Genomic DNA, 26,477 nt, shown 5'->3' on the forward strand with positions numbered 1-26,477 from the left:
AGTAGTAAGCATTATTCAAGGAGGAAATTTTGATGGAAGGTCCAGAACAAATCGTTCTATTTGTTGACGAAGATGATAAGATTAATAATTTTAAATGTCTATTAGAGCTAACTGAAACTTTGATTATTATTACAAGAAAGGATCAGGCAGTTAGAAAAATTAAGGAATTAGGATTTTTAAACGTGTTAAAAGAATCATCAGATATTCTTTTATTTCAGGAAAAATGTGAACGAATTTCAAAAATAATTGTTTATAGTGATAAATTAGAGACAACTTCACATTTTCTAGAGTGTGCTCAAAGGTATTTTAAAGCACCAATTATCTTAATTACTGAAAATAAAAAGTATTCTGTTCTAACATATAAATTACTTGGTGCAAACTTAGTAATTTATACAAATTCAATTCATATTTTGCCTTTTTTAAAGTAATGAGTTTATCGAAAATAACAACAAAAATGGTAAAAAGATGATAATTAATTTAATAACCTACGATCGCTGAGTTCAAATTGTCGAGTGAAGAACGAGACTTGAAGCGGGGGAACCAATTTTTTTGTGCAAATGCACTTGGGGTGAATCCTTTTTAAAAGGTAGGGCTACTTTTTAGGCCCGAATCCGACAGCTAACCTCGTAAGCGTGTAAAGAGGAGGTTTCCTTTAGTGATGTCTTTTTTAGGCACTGGGGATTCTCCCAGTGTCTTTTTTGCGTTCATCTTTAAGGAATTTAGTAAAAAAATGGAGGGATTAAAAGTGTTAGACATGTATATGATTGGTGGTATTTTGGTTCTGACTGTTTTAATGGCAGCATTAATCACTTGGTCAGATTCAGTGGTGGAAGAGGGGAAGGATCAATGACAATCGCTTTAGGAATACTTGTCATTCTTGTTACAGGTTACTTAGTATATGCGTTAATAAATCCAGAGAAATTTTAAGGAGGAACCATACATTATGGTTTGGATTGCAGTTTTTATCAGTATATTATGCTTTATTTTCTTAGCAAAACCAATGGGGCTTTATTTAGAAAAAGTATTCGAGTCAAAGGACTCGAATTTTAATAAGTATTTTAATCCAATTGAGAAATTAATTTTTAACATATCCGGTATTAAACAGACGAATCAAAATTGGAAGCAATATATATTAGCATTAGTTTTGACGAATAGTTTTATGATTTTTGTAGTTTACTTAATTTTTAGGTTTCAAGGATCACTTCCTTTAAATCCAAGTCATATTCCAAATATGGAGCCTACTTTAGCCTTTAATACAGCAATCAGCTTTATGACGAATACAAATCTACAGCATTATAGTGGTGAAAGTGGATTATCATATTTATCTCAAATGTCAGCTATTACATTCATGATGTTTGTTGCACCATCTACTACATTGGCGCTAGCTATTTCATTTATTCGAGGATTAGCTGGAAAACAATTTGGTAATTTTTATGTTGATTTTATTAAAGCAATTACACGAGTGTTTCTACCAATTTCAATTATCACAGCTTTTATATTTGTAGCATTGGGAGTACCGCAAACATTAGAAGGAACAGCGGTAGCACACACAATTGAAGGTGTAAAGCAATACATCTCTAGAGGACCAGTTGCTTCGTTACTTTCAATCAAACAACTTGGTAATAATGGTGGCGGATTCTTTGGTGTAAACTCGGCTCATCCATTTGAAAACCCAACGATATTTTCAAATTTAATTCAAATGATCTTAATGATGCTTTTACCGACGGCTCTACCATATACGTATGGAAAAATGGTTGGTAATAAAAAGCAAGGACGCGTGTTATTTGTTTCAATGTTTATGATGTTTTTAATTGGATTCGCAACGCTTTATACAGCTGAAGCTGGCGGTACACATGTTTTAAATTCACTTGGAATTGACCATTCTGCTGGCAATATGGAAGGTAAAGAGGTTCGATTTGGTACTGCATTTTCTGCATTATATGCAACTGTAACAACGGCTTCAGAAACTGGAGCAGTCAATACAATGCACGATACATTAACACCAATCGGTGGAATGGTACCTTTAGTGAATATGATGTTAAACACAGTATTCGGTGGTGTTGGTGCTGGTTTTATTAACGTATTAATGTACGCGATGATTGCAGTCTTTATTTCAGGCCTAATGGTCGGTCGTACACCTGAGTTTTTAGGTAAGAAAATTGAAGGAAAAGAAATGAAGCTAATAGCCGTTACATTGCTTTTCCAACCACTATTGATTTTAGGTTTGTCAGCAGTAGCATTATCAACTCATTTAGGAGCGGATGCAATTTCAAATCCAGGATTCCATGGATTAACACAAGCAATCTATGAATATACTTCTGCGGTTGCGAATAATGGGTCAGGTTTTGAAGGTCTAGGTGATAATACACCATTCTGGAATATCACAACTGGTGTTGCAATGTTCTTAGGTCGATATTTCGGATTAATTACAATGCTAGCAGTAGCTGCATCATTAAAAGAAAAGAAAGTGGTTCCTGAAACAGTTGGAACATTCAGAACTGATAATAGTTTATTTGGTGGTATTTTCGTAGGAACAGCAATTATTGTTGGAGCTTTAACGTTCTTCCCTGTCCTTGTTCTTGGACCAATTGCCGAATTTCTTACGTTAAATTAATGGAGGAGTAATAAAATGAGTAAATCAATTGTTCCGATGGATACAACGAATGAAACGGAAATAAGAAAAGCAAAAACATTAGATAAAGATATTGTGAAAGACGCAATCGTCCAGTCAATCGTAAAATTAAATCCAAAAGTAATGATTAAAAATCCAATCATGTTTGTCGTTGAAATTGGTTTTATCATTACGTTGATATTAACTGCATTTCCAGATATTTCTGAAAATGTGCCGCAATGGTTTAATGCTCTAGTATCATTAATCCTTTTAAAGACAGTCCTTTTTGCAAACTTCGCTGAAGCTTTGGCTGAAGGGCGTGGTAAAGCACAGGCTGATTCATTAAAACAATCGAAAAAAGATGTATCAGCAAATCTTGTAAAGTCAAATGGAAATATTATAAAAGTATCAGCTACAGAATTAAAAAAAGGTGATATCGTTTTAGTCAAGCAAGGAGAATTTATTCCAAGCGATGGAGAAGTAATTAAAGGATTAGCATCAGTTGATGAATCAGCAATTACTGGCGAATCAGCGCCTGTCATTAAAGAAGCGGGTGGAGATTTTTGTTCAGTTACAGGTGGTACGATGGTTGTTAGTGATGAGATTACTGTGAAAATCACTAGTAACCCAGGGGAGTCATTTTTAGATAAAATGATCTCATTAGTTGAAGGTGCAAAACGTCAAAAAACACCGAATGAAATTGCATTAAATACGGTTTTAACAAGTTTAACGTTAATCTTTTTAATTGTAGTAGTCACACTACCAGCTTTTACAAAGTATTTAGGCTTTTCAATTGATACATCTGTATTAATTGCATTACTTGTTTGTTTAATTCCAACTACAATTGGTGGCTTATTATCAGCAATCGGTATTGCAGGAATGGACCGAGTAACAAAGTTTAATGTTATTGCAATGTCCGGTAAAGCTGTAGAGGCAGCTGGTGATATAAATACCATTATTTTAGACAAAACAGGAACGATTACATTTGGTAACCGTATGGCTTATGAATTAGTTCCTTCTGCAGATGAATCATTAGAATCAGTCGCAAAATGGGCTGCAATCAGTTCTGTACAAGATGAAACACCTGAAGGTCGCTCCGTTATTGAATGGGTAAAAAGAAAAGGTTTAGCTTTTGATTCGAAAATCGCTGATGATGGAGAGTTTGTACCATTTAAAGCAGAGACTCGTATGAGTGGAATCGATTTAAAAGATGGAATGAAAATACGTAAAGGAGCCGTCAATGCGGTAGTTGATTGGGTAAAGGAACAAGGCGGTATCATTCCAAAAGGATTATTAAAGCAAAGTGATTCGATCGCAAAAGAAGGTGGAACACCACTTGCAGTAGCAGTAAACGATAAAATTTATGGCTTAATTTATTTAAAAGATACCGTCAAACCTGGAATGCGTGAACGATTTGAAGAAATGAGACGTATGGGAATTAAAACGATTATGTGTACAGGGGATAACCCTTTGACAGCAGCTACAATTGCAAAAGAAGCTGGTGTTGATGAGTTTATCGCTGAATGTAAGCCAGAAGATAAAATTGCTGTTATTAAAGCTGAACAAGCAAAAGGTAAATTAGTGGCAATGACAGGTGACGGAACAAATGATGCTCCAGCACTAGCTCAAGCAGATGTTGGTTTAGCTATGAATAGCGGGACAGCTGCTGCAAAAGAAGCAGCAAATATGATTGATTTAGATTCAAATCCGACGAAAATCATTGAAGTCGTATCAATCGGTAAACAATTATTAATGACTCGTGGTGCATTAACTACATTTAGTATTGCGAATGACGTGGCAAAATATTTTGCGATCATCCCAGCAATGTTTGCGGTTGCAATTCCAGAAATGAATACACTTAACATCATGGCATTACATTCACCATTATCGGCGATTTTGTCAGCATTAATATTCAATGCAATCATCATACCGATCTTGATCCCGTTAGCTATGAAGGGGATCGCATACAAACCAATGAGTTCAAATGCATTATTAAGAAAAAACCTATTCATTTATGGTTTAGGTGGAATGGTTGTACCGTTCATTGGAATTAAGTTAATCGATTTAGTTGTCGCTTTATTCATGGCTTAATTCAAGTGTAAATAAAAAAATACAATAATAAAGGAAGATAAATATGAGTGAAGGTAAAGTACAGTTTGGACCAATCATTCGCATGACGCTTGTATTAATTTTAATTTGTGGAATCATTTATCCACTAACTGTAACAGGTGTTGCACAAGTCATAATGAAAGACAAGGCTGATGGAAGTTTAATATATAATAAGAAGAAACAAGTAATTGGATCTGAACTAATTGGACAACAATTTACAAGTCCTGAGTACTTCCATGGACGCGTCTCTAGTATTGAATACAAATCAGAAGGATCGGGGTCAAATAATTTTGCGCCATCAAATCCGGATTTAAAGAAACGACTTGATGAGTCAGTAGCAGCTTTCCAAAAAGAAAATCCTGGAATTAGTTTAGCTGAAATACCAATGGATTTAATTACAAACTCCGGGTCTGGTCTTGACCCACATATATCACCAAAAGCAGCAGATGTACAAATTGATCGAATTGCAAAATCAACAGGTCTGGATAAAAAACAATTAAAAGATTTAGTTAAAAAACACACAGAAGGACGAGCATTAGGACAATTTGGGGAAGAAAGAGTAAATGTCCTAAAACTTAATATAGAGATTACAAAACTATTAAATAAGTAATGAAATATTTGAATGGTGAAAAGTATTAGCAACGTTTAAGATTCAACGATCGCTAAGTATGAAGGGATGCCCATATGATAACGCAGTCGCTACCTTTAAAATCATTAAAACAGAGTTTCTTAAAGGTAGACATTATGAGAATCTAGAAGATTTAACAAGAGAATTTGATGACTACGTTCATTGGTTTAATCATATTCGCATTCACTCGACACTTGGATACTTAAGTCCAATTCAATTTAAACTTGAACACTTAAAAAAAGTTGTCTAGTTTAGTGTTGACTTTCCAGTAAATGCAAAGAGTGGTAGTAATTACTTTAGGAATTGTAGTTTATTTATTAGTATTTTGGCTTTATACAAAAGTGGTACCAAATTTTAAATTGTACTATACGGTTGGCGCTATATTTAGTTTAAGTGTAGTTTATTTAGGAACTAAACTTTTGAATAAAATTAGACTATCAAAAATATCTACTAAATAATTTCTTAAGCAACTAACGCATAGTCGAAGATCACTAGTTGCTTGCAGCTCCCTTTTTTAATGAAGTAAATGACAGTATAGTTGAACAAGAAAATTAAAATATGAAAAAGCAATTGAAATAATCGAGCAAAAACAAGAAGAAGCCGATTTTGTAGGAAAACGTTCAGAAAGTTTAATTGAAAAAGCAGAAACTACGTTAGGGTTAAAATTTTCAAAGATATATCGCCATTTTCTCATTAATTATGAGCTGGAGATTTCGGCTCCGAAGAAGTATATGGAGTAATTGACGATGACTTTATAAATTCTTCTGTTCCAGATGCTATATGGTATACAATCAAACTAAGAAAAAATGCTGGTTTACCAGATAATTATCTTATAATTTATGCCACAGGTATGGGTGAACTATATTGTTTAGATTTTAATAAACTTAATCGAGAAAATGAACCTGCTGTAGTTTCTATTAATTTTGGAATGGAGTTTAGTGAACAATCAATAGAACTTATTGCAGATGATTTTGGAGATTTCTTTTTAGAAATCATCCAAGAAGAATTAGAGTAATTTATTTTTTCTTATACAACTAAAGAGAGCGTTAGTTTAAGATCATTGGAGTTACTTCGGGTAACTCCTTTTTCTTATTTTAGCACTATTTACCGCGTGTTCAAATGAACTTTATACATCAAAGAAAGCAATTAAGAATGGGGACATTGTTACAAAAATTGAAACACACAATCTAGATCGACTAGAAGAGTTTACAACAAATGTTGCAAATAATGTAAGTGATACAATTAGATTAACAAGCTATACAAAAAATGGAAATCCGATAATTAGAGAACTAAATTATGATGGTGAAGGAATCCAGTTCTCATATACAGACACGAAAGACAAAAATAAGGGAAATGAAAATAAAGTAAAATGGGATGTATGTAAAGAAATTACGAAAAGTAAAAACTTTCAAAATGGAAGCGATTATTATTTGACTAATTGTGGAAAAAATTTAGATTATTTTTTAATATCTGTTGGTAAATAAATATCAAAAGAAGGATACTTTTTGAACTACTAATCCTCATTTACAACAACAACATTTTTAGTATCTTATTCAACTATTGAATGCGTTAGTTGAAGATCACGAGTTGCTTGCAGCTCGTTTTTTTTATAGAACCAAATGGTACGATTTGTATAAGAAGCAGGAGTTTTGGGTTAATTTATACTGATAAAATACGCACTTTACTTTAATTAACTAATAAATTTTATTAAATTAAGATTGAAATAACCCAACTTAATTTTGAAGGGTATCAAAAATATACTGTAGAAATTATCTATTTAACGAAAATATGTATTAAGGAGAAAAAAATGTTTGATTTCCTTTATCCTGTTTTACCTTTATTGAATATTGTCTTTTTTATGGCACTTATTATTTACATTATTTTGAAAGTTGGTAAGAAAAATAACAATAAGTTAATGCGTGTTTTAGGCAAGTTCCTTATTTTTTATGTATCTTTAATATTAATAATTGGAATCGTTACTTATTTTAAAAACCCTTAAGTAATTACGCAATGCTTTAGTAGGATATGATGCTAGACTAAAAAGTGGACACAGATTGTTATAATAAAATAAATATAACAATAATGAGGTGTCTTAATGGCTAGTGGAAAAGGTAAGCGTTATGATGAAACATTTATTCAACATAATAGCAGGATAGCTCAATAAGTAAAGGACTTCGTGAATATTTAATAGAACTTATTTAGTATATTGTAAAAAGTAGAAGTATATATTTTGTGCAATGTCTATGTTTAATGAAAGGAACTGATTTCATTGACCAAAAAAGTAAGAGACATTATGAAATATCGAAAAATCTCGTTATTATGTTTATTCAGTGCAATGTTTATTTGTATATTAGATTTTGTGATAAATAGCATGTTCTTAGCTAAACTTGCTTGGTTTCTCATCTTCCTATTTGTAGCAATAACAATCATATTCTGGAGATGTCCAAAATGTAAAAAGAGACTGCCATTTCGATTTAATATCAATAAAGACGTTCATGATTATTACCGATGTCCATATTGCGAGACAAAGTTTTTAGACGGCGAAATCGTCGAGTAATTAAAATGTTTATATTATTAGATAAATATTATCTAATTCAACTAACGCATGCGTGTGCGGGCGAGCCAAGGTCGTATCATATAGTGGGTGGGATTCCCGTCGAGTAAGAACTAGCCATTCACTCGTAGCGAGTCTTGGAGGGCTAAAGGTAACTTTAGTCTTTAAGCGTAGACAGTTAGGTGGAGCAGCCGTCAAGGCTGAGAATCTTACCGTGGCCTATTCTACACAGAGAGAATAAGGTCAGAACAGTCTGTGTGGCGAGCAAACCTAGAGGCCAGAAGGATTAAACGAATACTGCAGTCCCGAAATCTACGCCCCTCTATAAAACTGCTTCGAGGGATGATTTGCTTAGCGTCGACCTTTATCTAACGGGGGAAGACCGATGCCTTACGGGAAGAAACGGTCAAAAGCACCGTAAGGGCAGCCGGGGCAAGGATTCTAGCATCTAGGGAAAGATTCTCACAGATAACGACGGGAAGGTCCTACTTCAAATTGGGAAGGTACTAACCAATAGAGACCTATTATATAAGAGGCTAATAGAAAATGGTAGGATGATTTAGGACTGGCGCATGAGGTCGTAGTAGCGATGAGGGAAGGGTAATGCCTTCCTAAGTGTAAGATAATTACACTTCTATCAAGGTAACTCCTATGAAGGAGCGAAGGACCTCTGGGCACTTGGGTAGTCAGAACATACCAAGACACAGAGCTTATTATTTGTTCACTGACTAGCATACAAGTAAATCAATAATTGATGGGGGAATATGTGTACCAACATTTAATCCTACGGTTATTAGGGAAGGCGAGTATGTGATAATAACCAAGGTCAGAACCAGACTCGGGAAATCCGACCGTCCGGGATCGTAGGTGGGCTACAAGAAACGTGACTCAATAATCATTGATTGCGCGCGCTTGTTTTCTACCCGACTGCGGGCCGAAAGCCAAATGGTTGAAGGGATTGAGCTTCGAAATGTTAGTAAAATGAGAGGGCTGATACCTTACGCATAGCAGAAAGCAACATTTTACCTTTCATTAAAGGCAAGAAGGGTAAAACCTCTCCGGAGTCAGAGACCTTGGCACGTAACACATTGATATGATACGGCAACTCGGGAGACCCTACCGGTCTTTTCATTTAGAAGAAGAGTATGGTGTACAAACGATAACAAGTAAGGAAACCAAATGCCGATGTAGGAAAGGCTGCTACCAAAGTATCACCCTTAATAGGGACACATTTACTACACACAGAGGTAGAATAAATGGAAACAAAACTATTAAGGATAGTAGAATTAGCAATATTTAAGATTGCTACATTCTGTGAATGATAACTTGGAGGAGCCGTGTGCATTAATAGTGCAAGCACGGTTCTGAGAGGGGGTGGAGTTCAATTTACCGCAAGGTAAAAAGACTCCATTCTACTCGACTAGTTTATTAAGTACTAGAAAAAATTTTAGGAGTCTGCTATGAAAATTTCATTGATAAGACATGGTAAATCTCTGTGGACTGAAGATAAACCAATAACAAGTAGAGAGTTTAAAAATTGGATACAAAAGTATGATGAGAATGGGGTCTCTGAAGAAAAGACTTATCCATCAGGAACTCTAAAAATAGTAGCTAATACTAAAGTAATAATTACGAGTGATTTGATAAGAACAATTAAATCAGCTGAGTTTTTGAATCATTATGATATTTCAACTAAAGCAGATCCATTGTTTCGTGAAACGGAATTACCTACTCCTTTTACAAACTTGTTTGGATTGAGGCTAAAACCCAGTTTTTAGGCAGTAATATTGAGATGTCTATGGTTTTGTGGTTATTCAAGTAACTGTGAGTCATTGAATGACGCAAAAATTAGATCTGAAAAAGCATCAAAATTATTAATAAAATATGCCCAGGGAACATACTGATGTCGTATTGGTTGGACATGGATTTTTTAATCTGTTGATTGCTAAAGAACTTAAAAAGACTGGTTGGAAAGCAAATAAAAAAACAAGTTCGAAACATTGGGATATAACCACATTTTCAGTTGATGGTTAAAATATTTTACTTTTACTTCTTATGCAACTAAAGCATGCAGTGTAAAAAGACTATAAATCTTCCGTTTTTTTTTGTTGGATTTTTTTAAAAATATGATATCCATAAATATGAAACCTATTACATATCGGTTTTGCTTTATTAATTGCACAAAGCCTATTTTTATAGATAAATAATGAAATTAGCCCACTTTTTGGTTATTGCTAATTTTTTTGGGGATATTTTTAGACATAATAAAAACCCCAAATAGTAGACTACCTATCCTTTTTATCGGATGGTTTTTTTGGGGGTGTCTACAATAAGGGGATAATATCATAAGTCAGTCCTTTTTCACATAGATCATCCAGTCTTTTTATCACTGTTAGAATTTTGATATTTATATTCTTTCTCCCAGAAATCAGCATTTTCGATACCAAGTTTCGTAGGTTCAAAAACAGGATCTTTTCCAGCTTTTAGCTGTGCTTCGTAATCTTTAAGTACTTTTAATGTTGGTTTCGTTAAAAGTAGGATTGCAATGATATTTAACCACGCCATACTTCCTACACCAATGTCACCTAATCCCCAAGCTAGACTTGCAGTTTTCACGCTTCCATAGAATGTCATCACACAAATTAGAACTTTTAAAACATACTCAGTCCATACACGATTTGTTTTACTATTAATATAGGCAAGGTTCGTTTCTGCCATGTAGTAATATGCCATAATCGTCGTAAATGCAAAGAATAATAACGAAATTGCAACAAAAGGAGCGCCAAAGCCAGGAAACATGGATTCAACAGCAGCTTGAGTATAGCCTGGACCTGGTTCTATATCAGCAAGATTGTTAACTATTTTTGTTTTACCTTCAGGAGTAACATTGTACATTCCTGTAATCAAAATCATAAATGCTGTAGAAGTGCAAACTAATAAAGTATCTATATAAACTGAAAAAGCTTGAACAATACCTTGTTTAGCAGGATGAGATACTTCTGCAGCAGCAGCGGCATGTGGACCAGTACCTTGACCGGCTTCATTAGAATATATTCCACGTTTAACTCCCCAAGAAATAGCGGCACCTAGGATTCCTCCAAAGGCAGCATCTGTACCAAAAGCACTTGAAAAGATCAGCTTTATAATCCCTGGTAGTTCTGAAATATTTAATACTATAATAATAATTGCTACTAAAATATAACAAAGCGCCATAAATGGAACGACAAATTCAGCGACACGAGCTATACGTTTTACTCCTCCAAATATAATGAAAGCGAGTATAGCAACTAAAACAATACCAGTTATCGAAGGACTAATTCCGAAAGCGCTTTTAACACCTTGGGCGATACTATTTGCTTGTACACCAGGTAAAAGTAAACCTGTCGAAATAACTGTCACAACCGCAAACAAGATTGCATACCATTTTATTTTTAGCCCTTTTTCTATGTAAAACGCAGGGCCGCCTCGAAATTGACCGTCCTGTTTTGACTTATACACTTGTCCTAAAGTTGATTCAATAAATGCAGAGCCAGCTCCCAAGAAAGCCATCACCCACATCCAGAAAACTGCTCCTGGTCCACCAAAGGCAATCGCTGTTGCAACTCCGGCAATATTTCCTGTTCCTACTCTTCCTGATAATGCAAGACTCAACGCTTGAAAAGATGAGATACCTGCTTCTGATTTTCCACCTTTGAACATTAGTTTGAAAATATCTTTCATATGCCTTAGTTGCAGAAATCTAGTTGCTAAAGAATAAAACAAACCAACTCCTAAACATAAATAGATAAGTGCTTGACTCCAAATTATACCGTTTAGCCAGTTTACTATTTGTTCCATATCATCTCTCCTTTTACTTGATATTTTTCTATTATATTATAGACTATTAATTTAAAAAAGAATCTTTTGTATTTTTTTAATATTCCAAAATAAAGATTAAGCAATTAACCTATTTAAGCATCTAGGATTATTTATAATTTGATAAGATTTATAGTTGTATGAGGAAAATTATACGTTGAGATTACTAAATGATTTGGTAGAAAATTAATAGGTAGGTGAATGTTTTTATACTGAATAATAATTCTATCAGTTTTATAAACAAAATTAAGAATTTAGCACGCTAGTCATTGATTCTAATTATTTTAGAAGCACAAATATGATCATATATCAAATAATGATATAACCAATACTCAGATTATATAAATGTTTAAAAGCAATTATATCAAACATTCTCTCAACCTCATTGGAGAGACATATAATCAAAAATTTTATTAATGTAGATAAAAATTGTATTTGACACCTATGTAATTTGTATCACTATTCAAAGAAGAAATGAAAAGTTTATCAGTAGCTCAAATGAAGTATAAGCATGGGTATTCTGGAATCAAAGAGTATAAAAAGAGATAGCGTTTAATAACCATTAGTTTGATAGGTTAATAAGAAAAACTGGTAGGGATTGGGATATGATTACCCTGGTTTCTTATTTATTGTTATTTGTTTTATTAAGAATATTAGTTTTCTATTCTATAAAGGAGTGGAAGGATGGCAGCATTAACTAAAAGTAAAATGTCGTGAGTAGATTCGATTAAGTATGCTCAACAACACTTAGCAAACGAGAGGACATATTTGTAAAGATAGTACACAACCTGAAAATCTTTACCCTCATCACAAAATAGTAGGAATTGTTAATGGGTACGATGAAGAAAATATGTGGTTAAATATTCCTCTCAACCACAAGCTAAAAAAATACCAAAAAGGTTCATTGCTAATACTGATCAAAAAGATGGTGATGTAATTAGTTATCAATTATTGTCAGGAGACTACATTCTACTAAAAGTAATACTCATTATTGAAGAATGGACTGGTGATAGATATACTCTATTTGAAATTTGTGATTGGCGAGGTAAAGTGATCCCTACAAAAGAATACATTAGTCGATTGCAACTTAAAGAATGGATTTGGGAAAATGGGGATAGAGAACTTATTAAATTAGTAGTTTATCAAGCAGTAAAAAGAGATGATCCTTCTAATAGAATTAAGAAAGTAGCTGAAAAAATAGATGCCATTTTAGATAAGGATCCCCCTCATAGGTTAATTACTTGGAAGGAGTTAGATAAAAAATTAGAGCAATTTTATCAATTAAAATAACAAGTATTTATTTTCTTCTTATTCAACTAAATGATGCGTTAGTTTTAACTGATCTTTTGCTTAAACAAATGTGAATAAAATGCAATTGTAGCTGAAAAGAGTGCAATTATAACAGTAGGTAGTAATGAACTTTTTACGAAAACAACTCAGGTGAGAATTGATCAACATTATTCCATAAATTAGATGGATTTGAAAAATTCATTCGAAATTTTTATTTATATAATGTTTAATCGAATATATAAATGATAAATATTCAAAGCATAAAGGGTAAAACACTTGTATAATCCTAAAGTGTTCTTCTATTAGTTGCGGTTGGCACTAATGGCAAATGCCATAATCTAAATCCCCGCAGCAGGGAAGGAAATCTTAGATTTAGAAACAGTTTCAAACTGGAAATATGAACAGAATAATCACAAGAAAATTTGTAAAGATCCTCGAATAGAAAAACTTCTTGAATATCGCAAAGGTTTTAAGACTGTTTATAATAAAGAAGTAAAGGAAGTTCGAAAAGACGATTATCGAAAATATCGGAAACGAATGAACCATTTAATCAGAATTGAAAAATACGAACTAATTCACAAATATAAAAAAACTAGTGGTTGGTTGACATGGTAGTAATGAATGAATTTAGTCTTTATTAAACTATAAATAATTATTTGGAAGGACTTATCTTATAAAAATAATAAGTCCTTCTTTTAATTCTAAAACTTCAGAATTATATGTTATATTTGTATGAGACGAAGTGAAATGATAATGATTTAAGTGAATTCTAAAAGTGTTTTTAAAAATTTGACACAACTATGAGAATCGAAGGGAGATTAAGGATGGAAATTCGAAAATTAACAATTAAAGATTTACCTGAATTTATTCGATTAAGAAGTGAAGGGTTAAAATTATCACCAGAAGCTTTTGGTGAAAGTTTAACAGAATATGAGAGTAAATCAATGGAACAGCATACGAATAATTTTCCTAAAACGTACGATAATTTTATTATTGGTGCATTCGACAAAGATGTACTTGTAGGGGTTGCAGGCTTCTTCCAAAAAAGATCTGAAAAAATGAAACATAAAGGAACAATTTGGGGAATGTATGTTACACCAGATTACCGTGGTAAAGGTGTTGGAAAAAATGTTTTAAGTCAAGCGATTCAGGATGCAATGGAAATTGAAGAAATTTTACAAATTGAATTAGCAGTCATTTCATCGAATCAGTCTGCAAAAAGACTTTATGAGACTGTAGGATTTGAAAGCTTTGGAACAGAAAAAAGAGCATTATATGTAAATGGTGAATTTTATGATGAGGACCACATGGTTAAGATTATTAAATAGAAGGAAGAGATGATCAAATGAATGGTTTGATCGTCTTTTTTTTGTAAAAACATCTAACCATAATTGATAATTTTGATTGTAAATGTTGGATTATTGTTAGCCTTAGTAGGTGGATTTTTAGATGGGTATAATTTTATTAGCAGAGACGGTGTGTTTGCCAATGCACAAACGGGAAATCTTGTTCTATTAGCAATCAATCTATCTTATGGGAGCTGGAAAAACTCTGTTGCATATATTCTTCCTATTATCGCCTTTATTTCAGGTGTATTGGTTGCTGAAACTGTTAAACATCCACGTTTAAAAGAGCTATTATACAGTTATAGAAGGTCGATCCTTATATTAGAGTGTATTGTTTTAATAATTGTAGGGGGATTACCTAGTAGTGTACCTAATTTAGTTGTAACAGTTTGCATTTCCTTTGTCTCGTCATTACAAATTTCAACCTTTACTCATTTAGATAAATGGACATACAATTCAACAATGACAACTGGTAATATAAGAATTGCATCACAGGCGGCATATACTGCATTTATAAATCATGACAAAGAAGCCAAAACGAAATTTAAAAAGTTTTTCGTAATTATCATATCGTTTTCTTTTGGTGCATTTTTCGGAAGTATTTCTACAAAGTATATTGGTAATCAATCTGTTTGGATTGCCGCAGGAGTATTATTAATCGCGTTAATTTTATATCATAAAGACAAAGGTTATTTTAGAAAGAAATTACATTTATGTAAAAAATGAGCCCTGTTTCAGGCTCATTTTTTTTGCGTAGACCAGTTATTTAATTTACTTGAAAAATTGAATTAAACAAACAAAAATAAGTGCAAATAAAATAGAAGGTAGCATATTTCCAATTTTTATTTTTACTAATCCTAATGAATTCAAACCAAGAGCAATTAATAAAATTCCTCCTGTACCTGAGATTTCGGCAATAATTGAATCTAATAAATGCTGTGTTACTAGATTCGGTACGAAAGATGCAAAAATGGCAATAAATCCTTGATAGATTAAAACTGGGACAGCAGAGAGTAACACGCCAATTCCAAGAGTCGAAGTTAAAATGATTGATAGAAAACCGTCCATCATTGATTTTGTATATAAAATTTCATGATTATGACGTAGACCGCTATCTAGTGCTCCGAGTATTGCCATCGCACCGACACAGAATAATAAAGTGGAAGTTACAAATCCTTTCGAAATAGAACCCTCACTTTTCGAATGGAACTTACTTTCTATAAAATCACCTAACTGATCTAATTTACTTTCAATATCTAACCATTCACCTACAACTGCACCTAATGATAAGCTGAAAACAACGATTAGAATTTGATTTGTTTTCATCGCTAAAGTAAATCCTATAACGATAATTACGAGAGAAATTGACTGAGTTACTAGGTTTTTCATTCGATCTGGAATTCTTTTAATAAACAAACCTAGTAAAGAGCCAAGAATAATAGCTGCTGCATTAACAATTGAACCGAGTAGTACCATGATTATCCCCTTTAATTTGCATATAATTAATTTATTTTTAAGACTATTTTTCCGATATTTAAATTGTTCTCCATTCGAGTATGCGCTTCATTCACGTCATGCCAGCTATACACTGAATCGATAACCGGTTTTATTTTCTTATTCGTAAAAAGTGGTAAAACATATTTTTTAAATTGATTCGTTAAATAGATTTTTTGCTCAAGTGTTTGTGAACGCAAAGTACTCCCTATAATGGAAATTCTCTTTGTCAAAAGTGGTAATAAGTTCACATCGTTCACTTTAACGCCACCCATTGTACCAATCAAAATCAGCCTACCGTTTCTGTTTAATGAGTGTAAGTTTTGATGGAAATAAGATGCTCCAATAAAATCTAAAATGACATCTACACCAGCATGATCAGTAACTTTTTCGACCACAGTTTTAAAATCTTCATTTTTATAGTTAATCACATGATTTGCACCTAAATCAGTACAAGCTGCAAGTTTCATTTCATTCCCGGCAGTAACGATTGAACTTGCACCAAATTCTCTTGCAAGCTGAATTGCAGCGGTTCCAACACCACTTGCTCCGGCATGAATTAAAACAGTCTCATTTTCTTTTAATCTACCTAATTCAAATAAATTTAAATAAGCTGTCAAAAACACTTCTGGAATAGCCGCAGCCTCTTCGAACGAAAAATGATTTGGAATTGAAATAGCCAAATCTGAAGGGATGGAAACATACTGCGCATAACCACCGCCTGGCAATAAGCTACAAACGCGATCGCCAATTTTCCAATTTGTAACATTTGCCCCAACTTGCTCAATAATCCCGGCCATCTCTAACCCTAAAATTGGAGACGCACCTTTTGGTACGGGATACTTACCATGTTTTTGAAGTAAGTCAGCTCTATTAATAGCCGTAGCATGAACTTTAACAAGTAGTTCATTCTCACCTAAAACAGGCATATGATAATCGTCAATAAATAGATGCTTTGATTCATCAATTTGAACTGCCTTCATTCTAAAAACCTACCTTTAATTTAGATAATTCTTATCATACTATATAACTAATCGAAAGAATATTTTAAAAACTTGGATTGAAGAAATTTGTCTATTTTCTTAACACAATTCCTTACTCATTCTTTTTTTAGTAATTTTAGGGAAAAAAATTAAAAAAACCCCCGAACTATAAGTTGTTTTTAAGTGTATATAGAGTAAGAACTGAAAGGAGAAGAACTAGTGCCTGAAAGTATAAACAAAGATCGTTTAGAAGAATTGTTTAATAATCACTCGTCAATGGTGTATCGCACAGCTTACTTTTTAACTAAATCAAAAGTAATGTCAGATGATATTACACAAGAGACTTTCATTCGTATCATAAAAAAATTTCATTTGTATGATCAAACAAAACCGATTGAACCTTGGATTTATCGAATGACAGTAAATATCACCCGTAATATGATACGTAAACAAAAAATTAAGAAACTTTTTGGCATTAACCATGATGTACTAGCTGAAAATGACGTTGTTCAATCGATTTTACAAAATGAAATGGAAGAACAATTATGGAAAGAGATAAACTTATTATCAGAGAAGAGTATGGAAGTGATCGTTCTTCATTATTATCTAGAACTCAAATTGGATGAAGTGGCGGATTCTTTAAATATTCCAATCGGTACATGTAAATCAAGGCTTAATTACGCACTGACAAAATTAAGAAATCGTTTATCAAAAAACGAACTGTTTAAAGTAGAACAAAAACTTAAAGGGAGAGAACTAAATGGAGGAAAACAATCCTATTTCTGAAATTAAACAAACACTTCAGAAGAAATTAGATCATCATAATCCTTCCGTCACATATCATCAAATATGGAATAAAGCAAATTCAAAAATGGGCAATAATCGAATCAGAAAGACGTTCGTTTCAGTTGGTATTCTTTTATTTTTGACATTTAGTATTTATATTTTTTCCCCTATTAAAAACGCACAAAAGAAAGAGTTAGGCATTAAAAGTGAATATAAAAGTACTTCTGCAGATGACTCTACTGGACTATTAATTGTTAACGGGGTTAGGTATCGGTTTGAAGGAATTATAAATAATAAAGAATTTACTCTTAATCAACAAATTGGTGTAATCCAGGAAGTTGTTAAAGATAATACAATTCCGAAAGTCAATTTTTCGTCAAATATGTTAAAAGTTGGCGATAAAATTTACTTAACAAATGAGGATTCAAAAGTCATTATAGTTAGACAAGAGGATGGAACAATCTTAAAGTTTATAGAAACTAAAAAATGATTGATTTTTTAAAAGAAAAATAGGATTCTTTAAAGTCTAATTTGAAATAAGGGAGTGTCCAAAATGTCAAAATGGTTAAGTGCATCTGTACTTCTTTTGTTTCTTATTCTCACAGGATGTTTAGCATATTATGGTTTCAAAGGCAATAAGCCTCCAAAAACAATAGTTCAAGTAGGGAATCATACATATGATACGAAGTTAGGTACTTATTGTTGGAGTATGAAAGGAGAAGGGGAATGCGTCGATACGGCTGGTCCAGTTGAACTATTAGAGGGTGAAAAGCCGATTGAAGTAAAACCTGGTGAAAACGTTAGAATGATAATGAACTATAGTCCTAAACCAAACGAAATCCACTTAACTCAAATAAATAACGGTAAAGAAAGTGAAATAGTAGTAGTGAAGAATCAATTTTCAGCACCTATTAATAAAGGAGTATACTATTATTCATATGGAGTATGGTGGTTGAATAAAAAAGATGAACACTTATCAAATGGCGATGCTTCTTATGTTTTTGCTTTAGAGGTAAAATAGATAGTTTTTGTTTGATTAAGAAAGGGTATGTTTTGTAAAAAAATTAATCAAAACATACCCTAAAATAAAATGCTCATTATTCTTCAGTAGGATTTTTTGGTCCATCAAGATCTAATTGATAAAAGGCCAAGTCAAGCCATCTATTGAATTTATAGCCAGCCTTTTTAATTGTGCCTGAATATACAAACCCAAAGTTTTTATGCATAGCAATACTTTTTTCATTATCTGCATCAATTCCAGCAATTAAAGTCATATACTCTCGTTCTTTGGCAATAGAGATTAATTCTTTCATTAATGAAGTGGCAATTCCCTTTTTTCTGTATTCTCTATTTACATATACGGAATGCTCAATCGAATATTTATAAGCCGGCCATGCTCTAAAAGGACCGAATGTAGCAAAGCCAACGACTTTTTGATCAAGTTCGAAGACTAGGATCGGATACCCTTCATCTATCTTTTGTTCAAACCAAATTTTTCTACTTTCAAGGGTTTGAGGGTTATACGAATACACAGCAGTTGTATTAAGAATGGCATCGTTATAAATTTCTAAAATGTCGCCTAAATCGTTTTGAGTAGCTTCCCTAATCATTTTTTTCTTTCCCCCAAATTTAATTTGTTATTTCTTCTTATTTTAGAACTTTTTGTACAAAGCGTAAAATTAAAATTTACATTATAAAGCTTTGTATCCTTGGTTAACGATCCTTCCATAGTGCGAATAGAGGATAATCAATTTTCGATAATCTTCCATTTCATTATTTGAAATGTTTGTTCAAGAAGGAATCTAATCTATTTTCGTTGAATTAATTACAAATTGAATTTTCATACCAATGTAAACTAGTGGGCAAAAATAATTATTTAGGTAGTTGGTTTAAATGAAAGTTTAATTGACTTAGAGTTAAATAGAGAAATAGCAGTTGAATTTCTTAAGGTAAGATCAAAGGAGCGAGGAAGTTAAAATGAATCAATCCTATTTTTATTTAAAACTTGAAACACATCAATTACATATGTCTTATAAAAATGAAAAACGTCGCGTGCGTGTTTTATTGCCGAAAAATTATGATAAAGATGTGGCTGAAAATTATCCAGTTGTCTATATGCATGATGGACAAAATATTTTCTACAGTAGTGAATCATATAGCGGGTATTCGTGGAAAGTTATTCCGGCAATTAAACAAAACCCCGATTTACCGAAAATGATTGTTGTTGGGATCGATAACGGTGGTCAAGACCGAATTAATGAATATACGCCTTGGAAAATTACTGAAAGTCCACTTCCTGAAGATTTTGAATTAGGTGGAAGAGGCGTGGAGTTTGCTGATTTTGTCATGACAGTAGTGAAGCCGTTTATCGATAAGCAATACCGAACTAAATCAGATAAATATCATACAGCGATGATTGGTAGTTCACTTGGAGGAAATATTTCGGCTTTTATGGGTGTTGAATATAAAGACCAAATTGGTTGTTTAGGCATTTTTTCTTTAGCCAATTGGATTACAAGTAAAGCATTTGATAGTTATATCGCTAAAGAAGTGTTGGATCCTGAACAACGTGTATACATTCAAGTTGGAACTCAGGAAGGCGATGATGCTGATCGACAATTGATGTACGGTAATATGAAGCAGGCGTATATCGATTGCTCGATTAAGTATTATAAACAACTAATAAAAGGATCTGTTCCAATTGATCGCATTCGTTTAAATATTTTTGCGGATGAAGTACATGATGAAAAAGCTTGGGCAAAACACCTGCCAGAATGTTTACGTTTCTTAAGTGAAAAGTGGTCCTAAATGAACTGAATGATAATATTTGACTTAAATTAGGTTATGAGAGGGATCTATCACTTTTTTTTAAAAAGCTTACATAGATATTAAATTGAAATAATTGTACCTTAGTTGTAAAAATAATTTATTTTTGATATTAAGAAAGGAGCTTTTTCATGAATTATATTTTGATATCACCATATTATCCAGTTAATTTTCAGTCATTTGCTCTACGTTTAAAAGATGCAGGTGTCAATGTATTAGGAATTGGCGAAGAGCCATATGACCAATTAGGTTCCGAATTACAAAACGCTTTAACAGAATATTATCGAGTGAATAATTTAGAAGATTTAGATGAAGTGAAACGTGCAGTTGCATTTTTATTTTATAAACATGGTCCGATTGATCGCATTGAATCTAATAACGAATACTGGTTAGAACTTGATGCACAGTTGCGTGAGCAATTTAACGTGTACGGCAATAAAACGAGTGACTTGAAAAAAGTTAAATATAAATCTGAAATGAAAAAGCTGTTTAAAAAAGCAGGTGTGCCGGTTGTAGATGGTAAAGTCGTTAAAACTAAAAAGGAGTTATCTATTGCCATTGATGAATTAGGACTGCCAGTTATCGCTAAACCGGATAATGGTGTTGGAACAGCTGCAACCTTTAAATTATGTTCAGAAGAGGCTGTATCCCATTTTGAAGAAGTATGGGATGAAGAACAAGTGTACTTCATAGAACCATATGTCGAAGGAGGCATGCTTTGTACATTTGATGGTTTAGTGGATCAAAAAGGGAACATTGTTTTCCAAACAAGCTTTACATATAATGTGCCAACTCTGGAACTCGTAAATGGTCAATTGGATTTAGCTTATATTATTCAAAAAGAAATTGATCCAAAACTCGAAACTTATGGAAAGGCGATTGTAAAAGCTTTTGGAATGAAAGAACGCTTTTTCCATATTGAGTTTTTTAAATTAGAAGATGGGGATTATGTAGCACTTGAATATAATAACCGATTGGCTGGTGGCTACACGATCGATATGTATAATTTTGCGTACTCCATTGATTTATTTGCTCAGTATGCTTCTATTGTAACAGGGGGAGAATTTAAGGAGTCTGATGTCGAAAACCAGTTTTGTGTCGGTGTAACACAGCGTGATGCGTATGAGTATAACCATGATACAAATGCTATTAATGAACGATTTGGCGACAGTGTGAAATTTGAAAAGCGTATTCCAGATGCGTTTGCAAAACTACAAGGAAATCAATTTTATGCGATTAATGCAGATACCCAGGAAGAAGTCGATGACATAATCAGTTTTGTACATGAACGAAAAAATTGCAGCGTTGTAAACGTATAGGAATAGGAGATTTAGCTATGCAAATTGAACATTTAAGCCATTGGAGTGGGGAATTAGGACGTGAAATGCCGTTGAACAGATATGGACACAGTGGCATGCCAATCTTAGTTTTTCCATCATCTGGGGGGACTCATTTTGAATACCATAATTTTGGAATGATTGATGTGTGTCATGAATTTATAGAATCAGGAAAAGTTCAGTTTTTTACATTGGCTAGTATAGATAGCGAAAGTTGGCTTCACGACTCAAAATCGGTACATGACCGTGCATTAGCTCATGAAGCATATGATCGTTATGTGATTTCAGAAGCTATACCATTTATTAAACATAAAACAGGTTGGTTTGATCCAATGATGACAACGGGATGTAGTATGGGGGCATATCATGCGTTGAACTTTTTATTGAGACATCCGGATGTCTTCCAAACAACCGTTGCCCTTAGCGGTGTTTACGATGTGCGTTTCTTTTTTGGGAACTACGGAAATGATCCTCTCGTATACGAAAATTCACCGAGTGATTACATATGGAATCAAAATGACGGGTGGTTTATCGACCGATATCGTTCAGCAGATATCATTATTTGTACTGGGCTTGGTGATTGGGAAGAAGATGGACTGCCTTCATACTTTACATTAAAAGAAGCCTTTGAACAAAAGCAAATTAAAGCATGGTTTGATGAGTGGGGCAAAGATGTTTCGCATGATTGGGTTTGGTGGCGACGCCAAATGCCGTATTTTTTAGGAGAATTATTTAAATAAGATTGCTAGTTTATCCCTTAAAATCAATTTAAAATAGAAAAAGGCTCTTTACTAAAGGGCCTTTTTTTGAATTTGTAACCTTACATAATACACATGGATATTTTGTAAAATATATTATAAGTTTTTTAGCAATTTAGGTCTTGAAAACTACTGAGGATTCTTAATGTAGTCGGTATGTAGAACTTATTTTGACTGAGAAAGTACATAATGAAAATACTTTTGTGGCGTACCATAACGCATGAGCTCTTGAATTAATTCTTCATCAACTTTAGTAATAGTTCTTTTTTCTGCTTCACTACCATCTTGAATTGATACGGGTAATAAACTTCCATTTTCATAATCAAAATGAATCATTTTTCCTATACCTTCTCCTGTAATGCTTAACGTAACTCCTTCATTTACCATAGCATAACCAACAATGTCATACATTTTCTTAAACAATTCCTCTATATCAGCAAAAGCAACAAATTCTTCTTCACCGTCGTTAAATACGTCATCCTTATCAAATTTTACCCAAATACCAACGGGTTCTTTTTCTGGAGCTCTATTTAAATCTTCATAATCGATTTTTGTTATCGTCCCTGAATGATAAATAGGCTCTTCCTCATTAACACAATAAATGTCACTTCTTTTAATAATTTCTACACGATCGCCTTCACCAACTGTTAATTCTCTTTTTGTTCCAAACCTATTGTAGTAATTCAAGATACTTCCTCCTAATAAATTCTTTAGACTTACAAATTATCCCCTAAATTACTAAAGAAATACTTAAAGAGAATGTCAATTTTAATTGATTTTCATTTGATTTTTTCATCAGTGTAGTTAGATAAAAAGTTCTTTAGCATTCATATAAATTAAGAAAGGAGAAATTTAACAACTATGGAATATAAATAAAAGGATTTAGAGTAATTGCAATTGCATTTTAAAAACTACTTTTTGTTAATTTGCAGATATTTATAGAATCAATTCGTTTTATCCGCTTAGGGAGATAATTTATGAGAAAACTAATTTTTATCACTATTATGTTAGTTTTTTTTGAAAGTTGCTCGTCATCGACGCTTCTAAATGCAATTGAAATATCGGGTCGTGGAAACGTTAATGTATTATTTCAAGATGATCGAGATCGAATTGTTATTTTTTCAAGCAAAAACGGTTCAGGTAATGAAATGCTAAGTTTAAATACTTTTACAAAAACAAAGAAAGGTTATGAGTATAATTCAGATGGAGAATTTGGTGTAAACATGCATTCTACAATTAAATACGAATTTTTAACAGTGAGTAGAGTAGGACACAAAACTAGTAAAGTATTCTGGGGTTATGTAGCAAACTATCCGAATGCAGACCATGTGAATTTCATCTTGGAGGGCGAAACTCACCGAGTGTTATATCAATCAAAGGTTAATATACAAGAAAATAATATCGTCATTAAGAAGTTACCGAATGAAAAATCTCTTGTGAATATTAAAGAGTTTCGATATGAAATTTTAGATAAAAAAGGTAAGGTTATTGTTAAACGTTGATGTTCAACGAACGCAGTACTTTAGTTGTACAACAATTTAGGAGTTGATCGAACGCGATCAGCTCCTAAAAACAGAAGTATTAGGTAGGGGATAAACATGGAGAAATCTAATAGTGAACAACTATTCAATGAGTTTTTAAGAATTTCCCACATATTAAATATCGAACTTAGTATCGTACCTGTTTTATACGGCTCGTTAGGACTTCAAAAAATTAGTGGATTAGAATTTTTCCCTCAGGATATAGATATTTTATTACCACTTGAATTTTTAAGGGAAAAATGGAGAAGTTTGCAATTAACAGTTGAATCGTTAGGATATAAACTTGTTGATTTAAATGAGCATGAATTTAAAAAATATGAATTTAATATCGCTTTTTCACATGAAGAAGATCTTTATCAATTTGCAGAAGTAGAATTTAAAAATCTTAATATAATAAATGTTAATGGGATTAAATATAAAACTCTGAGCATAGAAGAGTACCTTATAGTTTATAAAAAATCTTCAATAGATGGTTATAGAAGGACAAAAAAAAATAATAAGGATTTTGTGAAAATAAATATCATAGAAGAATTAATGCAAGAAAAATTCTAGGTAAATTTGTGTTTCTCTTATTCTATTAACATAATGCGTTAATTGAAAAGCATAAAGGGCTGCTTTGGCGGTCGTTTTATTATGCTATCCTAAGGGTTAATGAAAAGATAAAATTATTGTGAAATAACAAAAAATTATCGATATCATGAAAATAATATTTAAGTTACAGAAATGTGAATTTTAATAAATAGTATAGGAGAAAAAACCAATGAATCCATTATTATTAGAAATTCCAACTAGGATCGATACAAAGAGATTGTACTTAAGAATTCCGATGGCTGGCGATGGTGAAACAGTTCAAGCTTCAATAAAAGCATCACTTAATGAACTTAAACTTTGGTTAGCTTTATTTCAAAATATGCCTGATATTAATGAAACAGAAATACTTGTGCGACGCGCGCATATTCAGTTTTTAAATCGTGAAAGTTTTCGTTATTTTATATTCAGTAAAGAAACAGATGAGTTTATTGGTACGTGCAGTTTACACAAAATTAATTGGGATATACCTAAATTTGAAATAGGATACTGGATTGATACTCGTTTTAGTGGTAAGGGTTTTATGACAGAAGCAATTCAAAGATTAACCGATTTTGCAATTCAGGTATTGAATAGTAAACGAATTGAAATACGATGTGAATCTAGTAATACGAAAAGTCGTACGATCCCCGAAAAATTAGGATTTGAGCTTGAAGGGATTTTACGTAATGAAGATTTCTCAGCTGATGGTAAAAAATTAACTGACACTTGTATTTATGCAAAGATAAATTAATCTATAAATTATCTTTACTTCTGCAACTAAAGCAAAGCATACCTTAGTTCGATTAGAAACTATTAAGTAAAAATAGTTGATCTGTTTAATCCTTAGATACAAGCACGAAAATGCGGATTTACAACGTTAAGGTAATTCAAATATAAAAAAGCCTAATTTCTCGTTATTATAAGTGAGAAATTAGGCTTTTGTTATTTTCATTAAAGCTCCATTTTGCCGAATAAGCAATTTCAAGAAAATTAGAGAAAATCCATAATGATTAAGTCTCCCCACAATCAAAGAAAGAGATGGTTAATGGTGGCTTTCAAATGCGAAAGCTGGGTTAATCATTTTTAATGCATCGTAAGTAATAGTAATTTTAATATGTTTATCTTTTATTTTATGCTTTCTTATATTAACTTCGGGATTTGTGAATATAAACCCATTTTCAATCATCTCCCAAAGCTTTTTTCTTGAAACGTTTAATTTATTTTTAAGTAACTTGTCTAGTCGAAGATTAAAGCTATATTGTGACTCAATTATAATAAATATTTCTTGCGGCAGTTTTTTATAAAAATCAATGTTTTCACCTATTGCGATATAATCAATATTAAAAATTGCTTCCGCTTGATTTCTCCTAATAGTGTCCATATCGAAGGCATATTTCCATGCAGTCTCTTTATCATTTTTCGACATGTTTTCAAATAAGCTTTTATCTAGATCTACTGGGTTAATACGAGAAAAGATAGTTACGTTCCATGTTGAATCACATTGATTACATTTATAAATTAACCATACATCTATTTTTTGTTTGTTCGCATTCATTCTAAAAAGTTCACTACAATAAAATTCCTTTTTTTTACCGCATTTAGTACAATTCCTTAGAACCAATGGTGTGCTCTTCGGCTGTATAGACCAAGTAATTATATTATTTTCATTCATAGAGTATTGGTGCTTAAAACTCATCACTTTCACCTCGAAAAATGTTATTGAACATTCGAAAAGTTATTTGCGTGAAAGTGTTATCTTATCATCGGTCTCACCCCTTTGATAAATTTA

28 protein-coding genes and 1 riboswitch are annotated in these 26,477 nt (G+C 32.5%); of the genes, 22 read left to right on the top strand and 6 right to left on the bottom strand.

The features are described from left to right. The first annotated feature begins 32 nt into the window (after window positions 1–32). From B6K90_RS04975 to B6K90_RS24050, 10 genes are all read left to right on the top strand, one after another. The gene (locus tag B6K90_RS04975) at window positions 33–428 is read left to right on the top strand and encodes a hypothetical protein (protein WP_088011642.1); all 396 of its coding nucleotides are present in this window, start codon (window positions 33–35) and stop codon (window positions 426–428) included. Window positions 429–482: 54 nt separating this feature from the next. Beyond that, window positions 483–647, top strand: a riboswitch (cyclic di-AMP (ydaO/yuaA leader). Window positions 648–846: 199 nt separating this feature from the next. Next, window positions 847–927, top strand: coding sequence for a K(+)-transporting ATPase subunit F (kdpF, locus tag B6K90_RS24505; protein WP_088011644.1), 81 nt, complete (start codon window positions 847–849; stop codon window positions 925–927). 16 nt (window positions 928–943) lie between these two features. Further along, window positions 944–2,614 carry a potassium-transporting ATPase subunit KdpA gene (gene kdpA, locus B6K90_RS04990; RefSeq protein ID WP_088011645.1) on the top strand — a complete coding sequence of 557 codons (1,671 nt, stop codon included), beginning with the start codon at window positions 944–946 and terminating at the stop codon, window positions 2,612–2,614. A gap of 15 nt (window positions 2,615–2,629) precedes the next feature. Next, entirely contained in the window at window positions 2,630–4,702 is a 2,073-nt protein-coding gene (kdpB, locus tag B6K90_RS04995) for a potassium-transporting ATPase subunit KdpB (RefSeq protein ID WP_088011646.1), read from the top strand. A 43-nt stretch (window positions 4,703–4,745) separates the two neighbouring features. Continuing rightward, on the top strand, window positions 4,746–5,330 hold the full coding sequence (gene kdpC / locus B6K90_RS05000; RefSeq protein ID WP_088011647.1) for a potassium-transporting ATPase subunit KdpC: 585 nt from the start codon (window positions 4,746–4,748) through the stop codon (window positions 5,328–5,330). 40 nt (window positions 5,331–5,370) lie between these two features. Then, window positions 5,371–5,598 (top strand): IS3 family transposase, encoded by a 228-nt coding sequence (locus tag B6K90_RS05005; protein ID WP_268875900.1) that lies wholly within the window; start codon window positions 5,371–5,373, stop codon window positions 5,596–5,598. Between the two features lie 504 nt (window positions 5,599–6,102). After that, window positions 6,103–6,363 carry an SMI1/KNR4 family protein gene (locus B6K90_RS24045; RefSeq protein ID WP_235821735.1) on the top strand — a complete coding sequence of 87 codons (261 nt, stop codon included), beginning with the start codon at window positions 6,103–6,105 and terminating at the stop codon, window positions 6,361–6,363. 145 nt (window positions 6,364–6,508) lie between these two features. Further along, window positions 6,509–6,832, top strand: coding sequence for a DUF4362 domain-containing protein (locus B6K90_RS24510; RefSeq protein ID WP_407920500.1), 324 nt, complete (start codon window positions 6,509–6,511; stop codon window positions 6,830–6,832). Between the two features lie 323 nt (window positions 6,833–7,155). Continuing rightward, window positions 7,156–7,347 (top strand): hypothetical protein, encoded by a 192-nt coding sequence (locus tag B6K90_RS05020; RefSeq protein WP_088011649.1) that lies wholly within the window; start codon window positions 7,156–7,158, stop codon window positions 7,345–7,347. Window positions 7,348–9,362: 2,015 nt separating this feature from the next. Beyond that, entirely contained in the window at window positions 9,363–9,680 is a 318-nt protein-coding gene (locus B6K90_RS24050; protein WP_235821716.1) for a histidine phosphatase family protein, read from the top strand. 592 nt (window positions 9,681–10,272) lie between these two features. On the opposite strand, the gene B6K90_RS05030 is transcribed toward B6K90_RS24050, so the two are convergent. Continuing rightward, on the bottom strand, window positions 10,273–11,739 hold the full coding sequence (locus B6K90_RS05030; protein WP_088011650.1) for an alanine/glycine:cation symporter family protein: 1,467 nt from the start codon (window positions 11,737–11,739) through the stop codon (window positions 10,273–10,275). A gap of 870 nt (window positions 11,740–12,609) precedes the next feature. On the opposite strand from B6K90_RS05030, the gene B6K90_RS05035 reads away from it, so the two are divergent. The 3 genes from B6K90_RS05035 to B6K90_RS05050 all read left to right on the top strand — a co-directional run bounded on the left by B6K90_RS05035 (window position 12,610) and on the right by B6K90_RS05050 (window position 15,119). Continuing rightward, the gene (locus tag B6K90_RS05035) at window positions 12,610–13,047 is read left to right on the top strand and encodes a hypothetical protein (protein WP_088011651.1); all 438 of its coding nucleotides are present in this window, start codon (window positions 12,610–12,612) and stop codon (window positions 13,045–13,047) included. 824 nt (window positions 13,048–13,871) lie between these two features. Next, window positions 13,872–14,375 (top strand): GNAT family N-acetyltransferase, encoded by a 504-nt coding sequence (locus B6K90_RS05045; protein ID WP_167555280.1) that lies wholly within the window; start codon window positions 13,872–13,874, stop codon window positions 14,373–14,375. A gap of 72 nt (window positions 14,376–14,447) precedes the next feature. After that, window positions 14,448–15,119 carry a YoaK family protein gene (locus tag B6K90_RS05050; RefSeq protein ID WP_235821717.1) on the top strand — a complete coding sequence of 224 codons (672 nt, stop codon included), beginning with the start codon at window positions 14,448–14,450 and terminating at the stop codon, window positions 15,117–15,119. Between the two features lie 45 nt (window positions 15,120–15,164). Here the strand turns inward: B6K90_RS05050 and B6K90_RS05055 are convergent, their stop codons facing one another. After that, window positions 15,165–15,869: a DUF554 domain-containing protein gene (locus B6K90_RS05055; protein ID WP_088011654.1), complete on the bottom strand. Its 705-nt coding sequence runs from the start codon at window positions 15,867–15,869 to the stop codon at window positions 15,165–15,167. Window positions 15,870–15,895: 26 nt separating this feature from the next. Next, window positions 15,896–16,870 (bottom strand): NAD(P)H-quinone oxidoreductase, encoded by a 975-nt coding sequence (locus tag B6K90_RS05060; protein WP_088011655.1) that lies wholly within the window; start codon window positions 16,868–16,870, stop codon window positions 15,896–15,898. Window positions 16,871–17,089: 219 nt separating this feature from the next. On the opposite strand from B6K90_RS05060, the gene B6K90_RS05065 reads away from it, so the two are divergent. From B6K90_RS05065 to B6K90_RS05075, 3 genes are all read left to right on the top strand, one after another. After that, window positions 17,090–17,656, top strand: coding sequence for an RNA polymerase sigma factor (locus B6K90_RS05065; RefSeq protein WP_088011656.1), 567 nt, complete (start codon window positions 17,090–17,092; stop codon window positions 17,654–17,656). Further along, the gene (locus B6K90_RS05070; protein ID WP_088011657.1) at window positions 17,631–18,146 is read left to right on the top strand and encodes a hypothetical protein; all 516 of its coding nucleotides are present in this window, start codon (window positions 17,631–17,633) and stop codon (window positions 18,144–18,146) included. Before B6K90_RS05065 ends, B6K90_RS05070 begins: the two co-directional genes overlap by 26 nt. Before the next feature lie 63 nt (window positions 18,147–18,209). After that, window positions 18,210–18,677 (top strand): hypothetical protein, encoded by a 468-nt coding sequence (locus tag B6K90_RS05075; RefSeq protein WP_088011658.1) that lies wholly within the window; start codon window positions 18,210–18,212, stop codon window positions 18,675–18,677. Window positions 18,678–18,753: 76 nt separating this feature from the next. On the opposite strand, the gene B6K90_RS05080 is transcribed toward B6K90_RS05075, so the two are convergent. Next, window positions 18,754–19,266, bottom strand: coding sequence for a GNAT family N-acetyltransferase (locus B6K90_RS05080; protein WP_088011659.1), 513 nt, complete (start codon window positions 19,264–19,266; stop codon window positions 18,754–18,756). Between the two features lie 367 nt (window positions 19,267–19,633). On the opposite strand from B6K90_RS05080, the gene B6K90_RS05085 reads away from it, so the two are divergent. The 3 genes from B6K90_RS05085 (at window position 19,634) to B6K90_RS05095 (ending at window position 22,559) form a co-directional block, all read left to right on the top strand. Continuing rightward, a complete protein-coding gene (locus B6K90_RS05085; RefSeq protein WP_088011660.1) occupies window positions 19,634–20,464 on the top strand; it encodes an alpha/beta hydrolase in 831 nt (276 codons plus the stop codon). Between the two features lie 149 nt (window positions 20,465–20,613). Then, on the top strand, window positions 20,614–21,801 hold the full coding sequence (locus tag B6K90_RS05090; protein ID WP_088011661.1) for an ATP-grasp domain-containing protein: 1,188 nt from the start codon (window positions 20,614–20,616) through the stop codon (window positions 21,799–21,801). 17 nt (window positions 21,802–21,818) lie between these two features. Then, window positions 21,819–22,559, top strand: coding sequence for an esterase family protein (locus B6K90_RS05095; RefSeq protein ID WP_088011662.1), 741 nt, complete (start codon window positions 21,819–21,821; stop codon window positions 22,557–22,559). 183 nt (window positions 22,560–22,742) lie between these two features. On the opposite strand, the gene B6K90_RS05100 is transcribed toward B6K90_RS05095, so the two are convergent. Continuing rightward, entirely contained in the window at window positions 22,743–23,264 is a 522-nt protein-coding gene (locus tag B6K90_RS05100; RefSeq protein WP_088011663.1) for a nucleoid-associated protein, read from the bottom strand. A gap of 290 nt (window positions 23,265–23,554) precedes the next feature. Between B6K90_RS05100 and B6K90_RS05105 the strand changes: the two genes are divergently transcribed. The 3 genes from B6K90_RS05105 (at window position 23,555) to B6K90_RS05115 (ending at window position 25,439) form a co-directional block, all read left to right on the top strand. Continuing rightward, entirely contained in the window at window positions 23,555–24,079 is a 525-nt protein-coding gene (locus B6K90_RS05105) for a hypothetical protein (protein ID WP_088011664.1), read from the top strand. Between the two features lie 96 nt (window positions 24,080–24,175). After that, the gene (locus tag B6K90_RS05110) at window positions 24,176–24,670 is read left to right on the top strand and encodes a hypothetical protein (protein WP_088011665.1); all 495 of its coding nucleotides are present in this window, start codon (window positions 24,176–24,178) and stop codon (window positions 24,668–24,670) included. Between the two features lie 208 nt (window positions 24,671–24,878). Further along, entirely contained in the window at window positions 24,879–25,439 is a 561-nt protein-coding gene (locus B6K90_RS05115; protein ID WP_088011666.1) for a GNAT family N-acetyltransferase, read from the top strand. A gap of 291 nt (window positions 25,440–25,730) precedes the next feature. Here the strand turns inward: B6K90_RS05115 and B6K90_RS05120 are convergent, their stop codons facing one another. Then, complete coding sequence (locus B6K90_RS05120; RefSeq protein WP_088011667.1) at window positions 25,731–26,384, bottom strand: DUF1062 domain-containing protein; 654 nt, start codon at window positions 26,382–26,384, stop codon at window positions 25,731–25,733. Window positions 26,385–26,477: the final 93 nt, after the last annotated feature.

It is taken from the genome of Gottfriedia acidiceleris (genome assembly GCF_002128425.1).
GTDB classification, from domain to species: Bacteria; Bacillota; Bacilli; order Bacillales; family Bacillaceae_G; genus Gottfriedia; species Gottfriedia acidiceleris.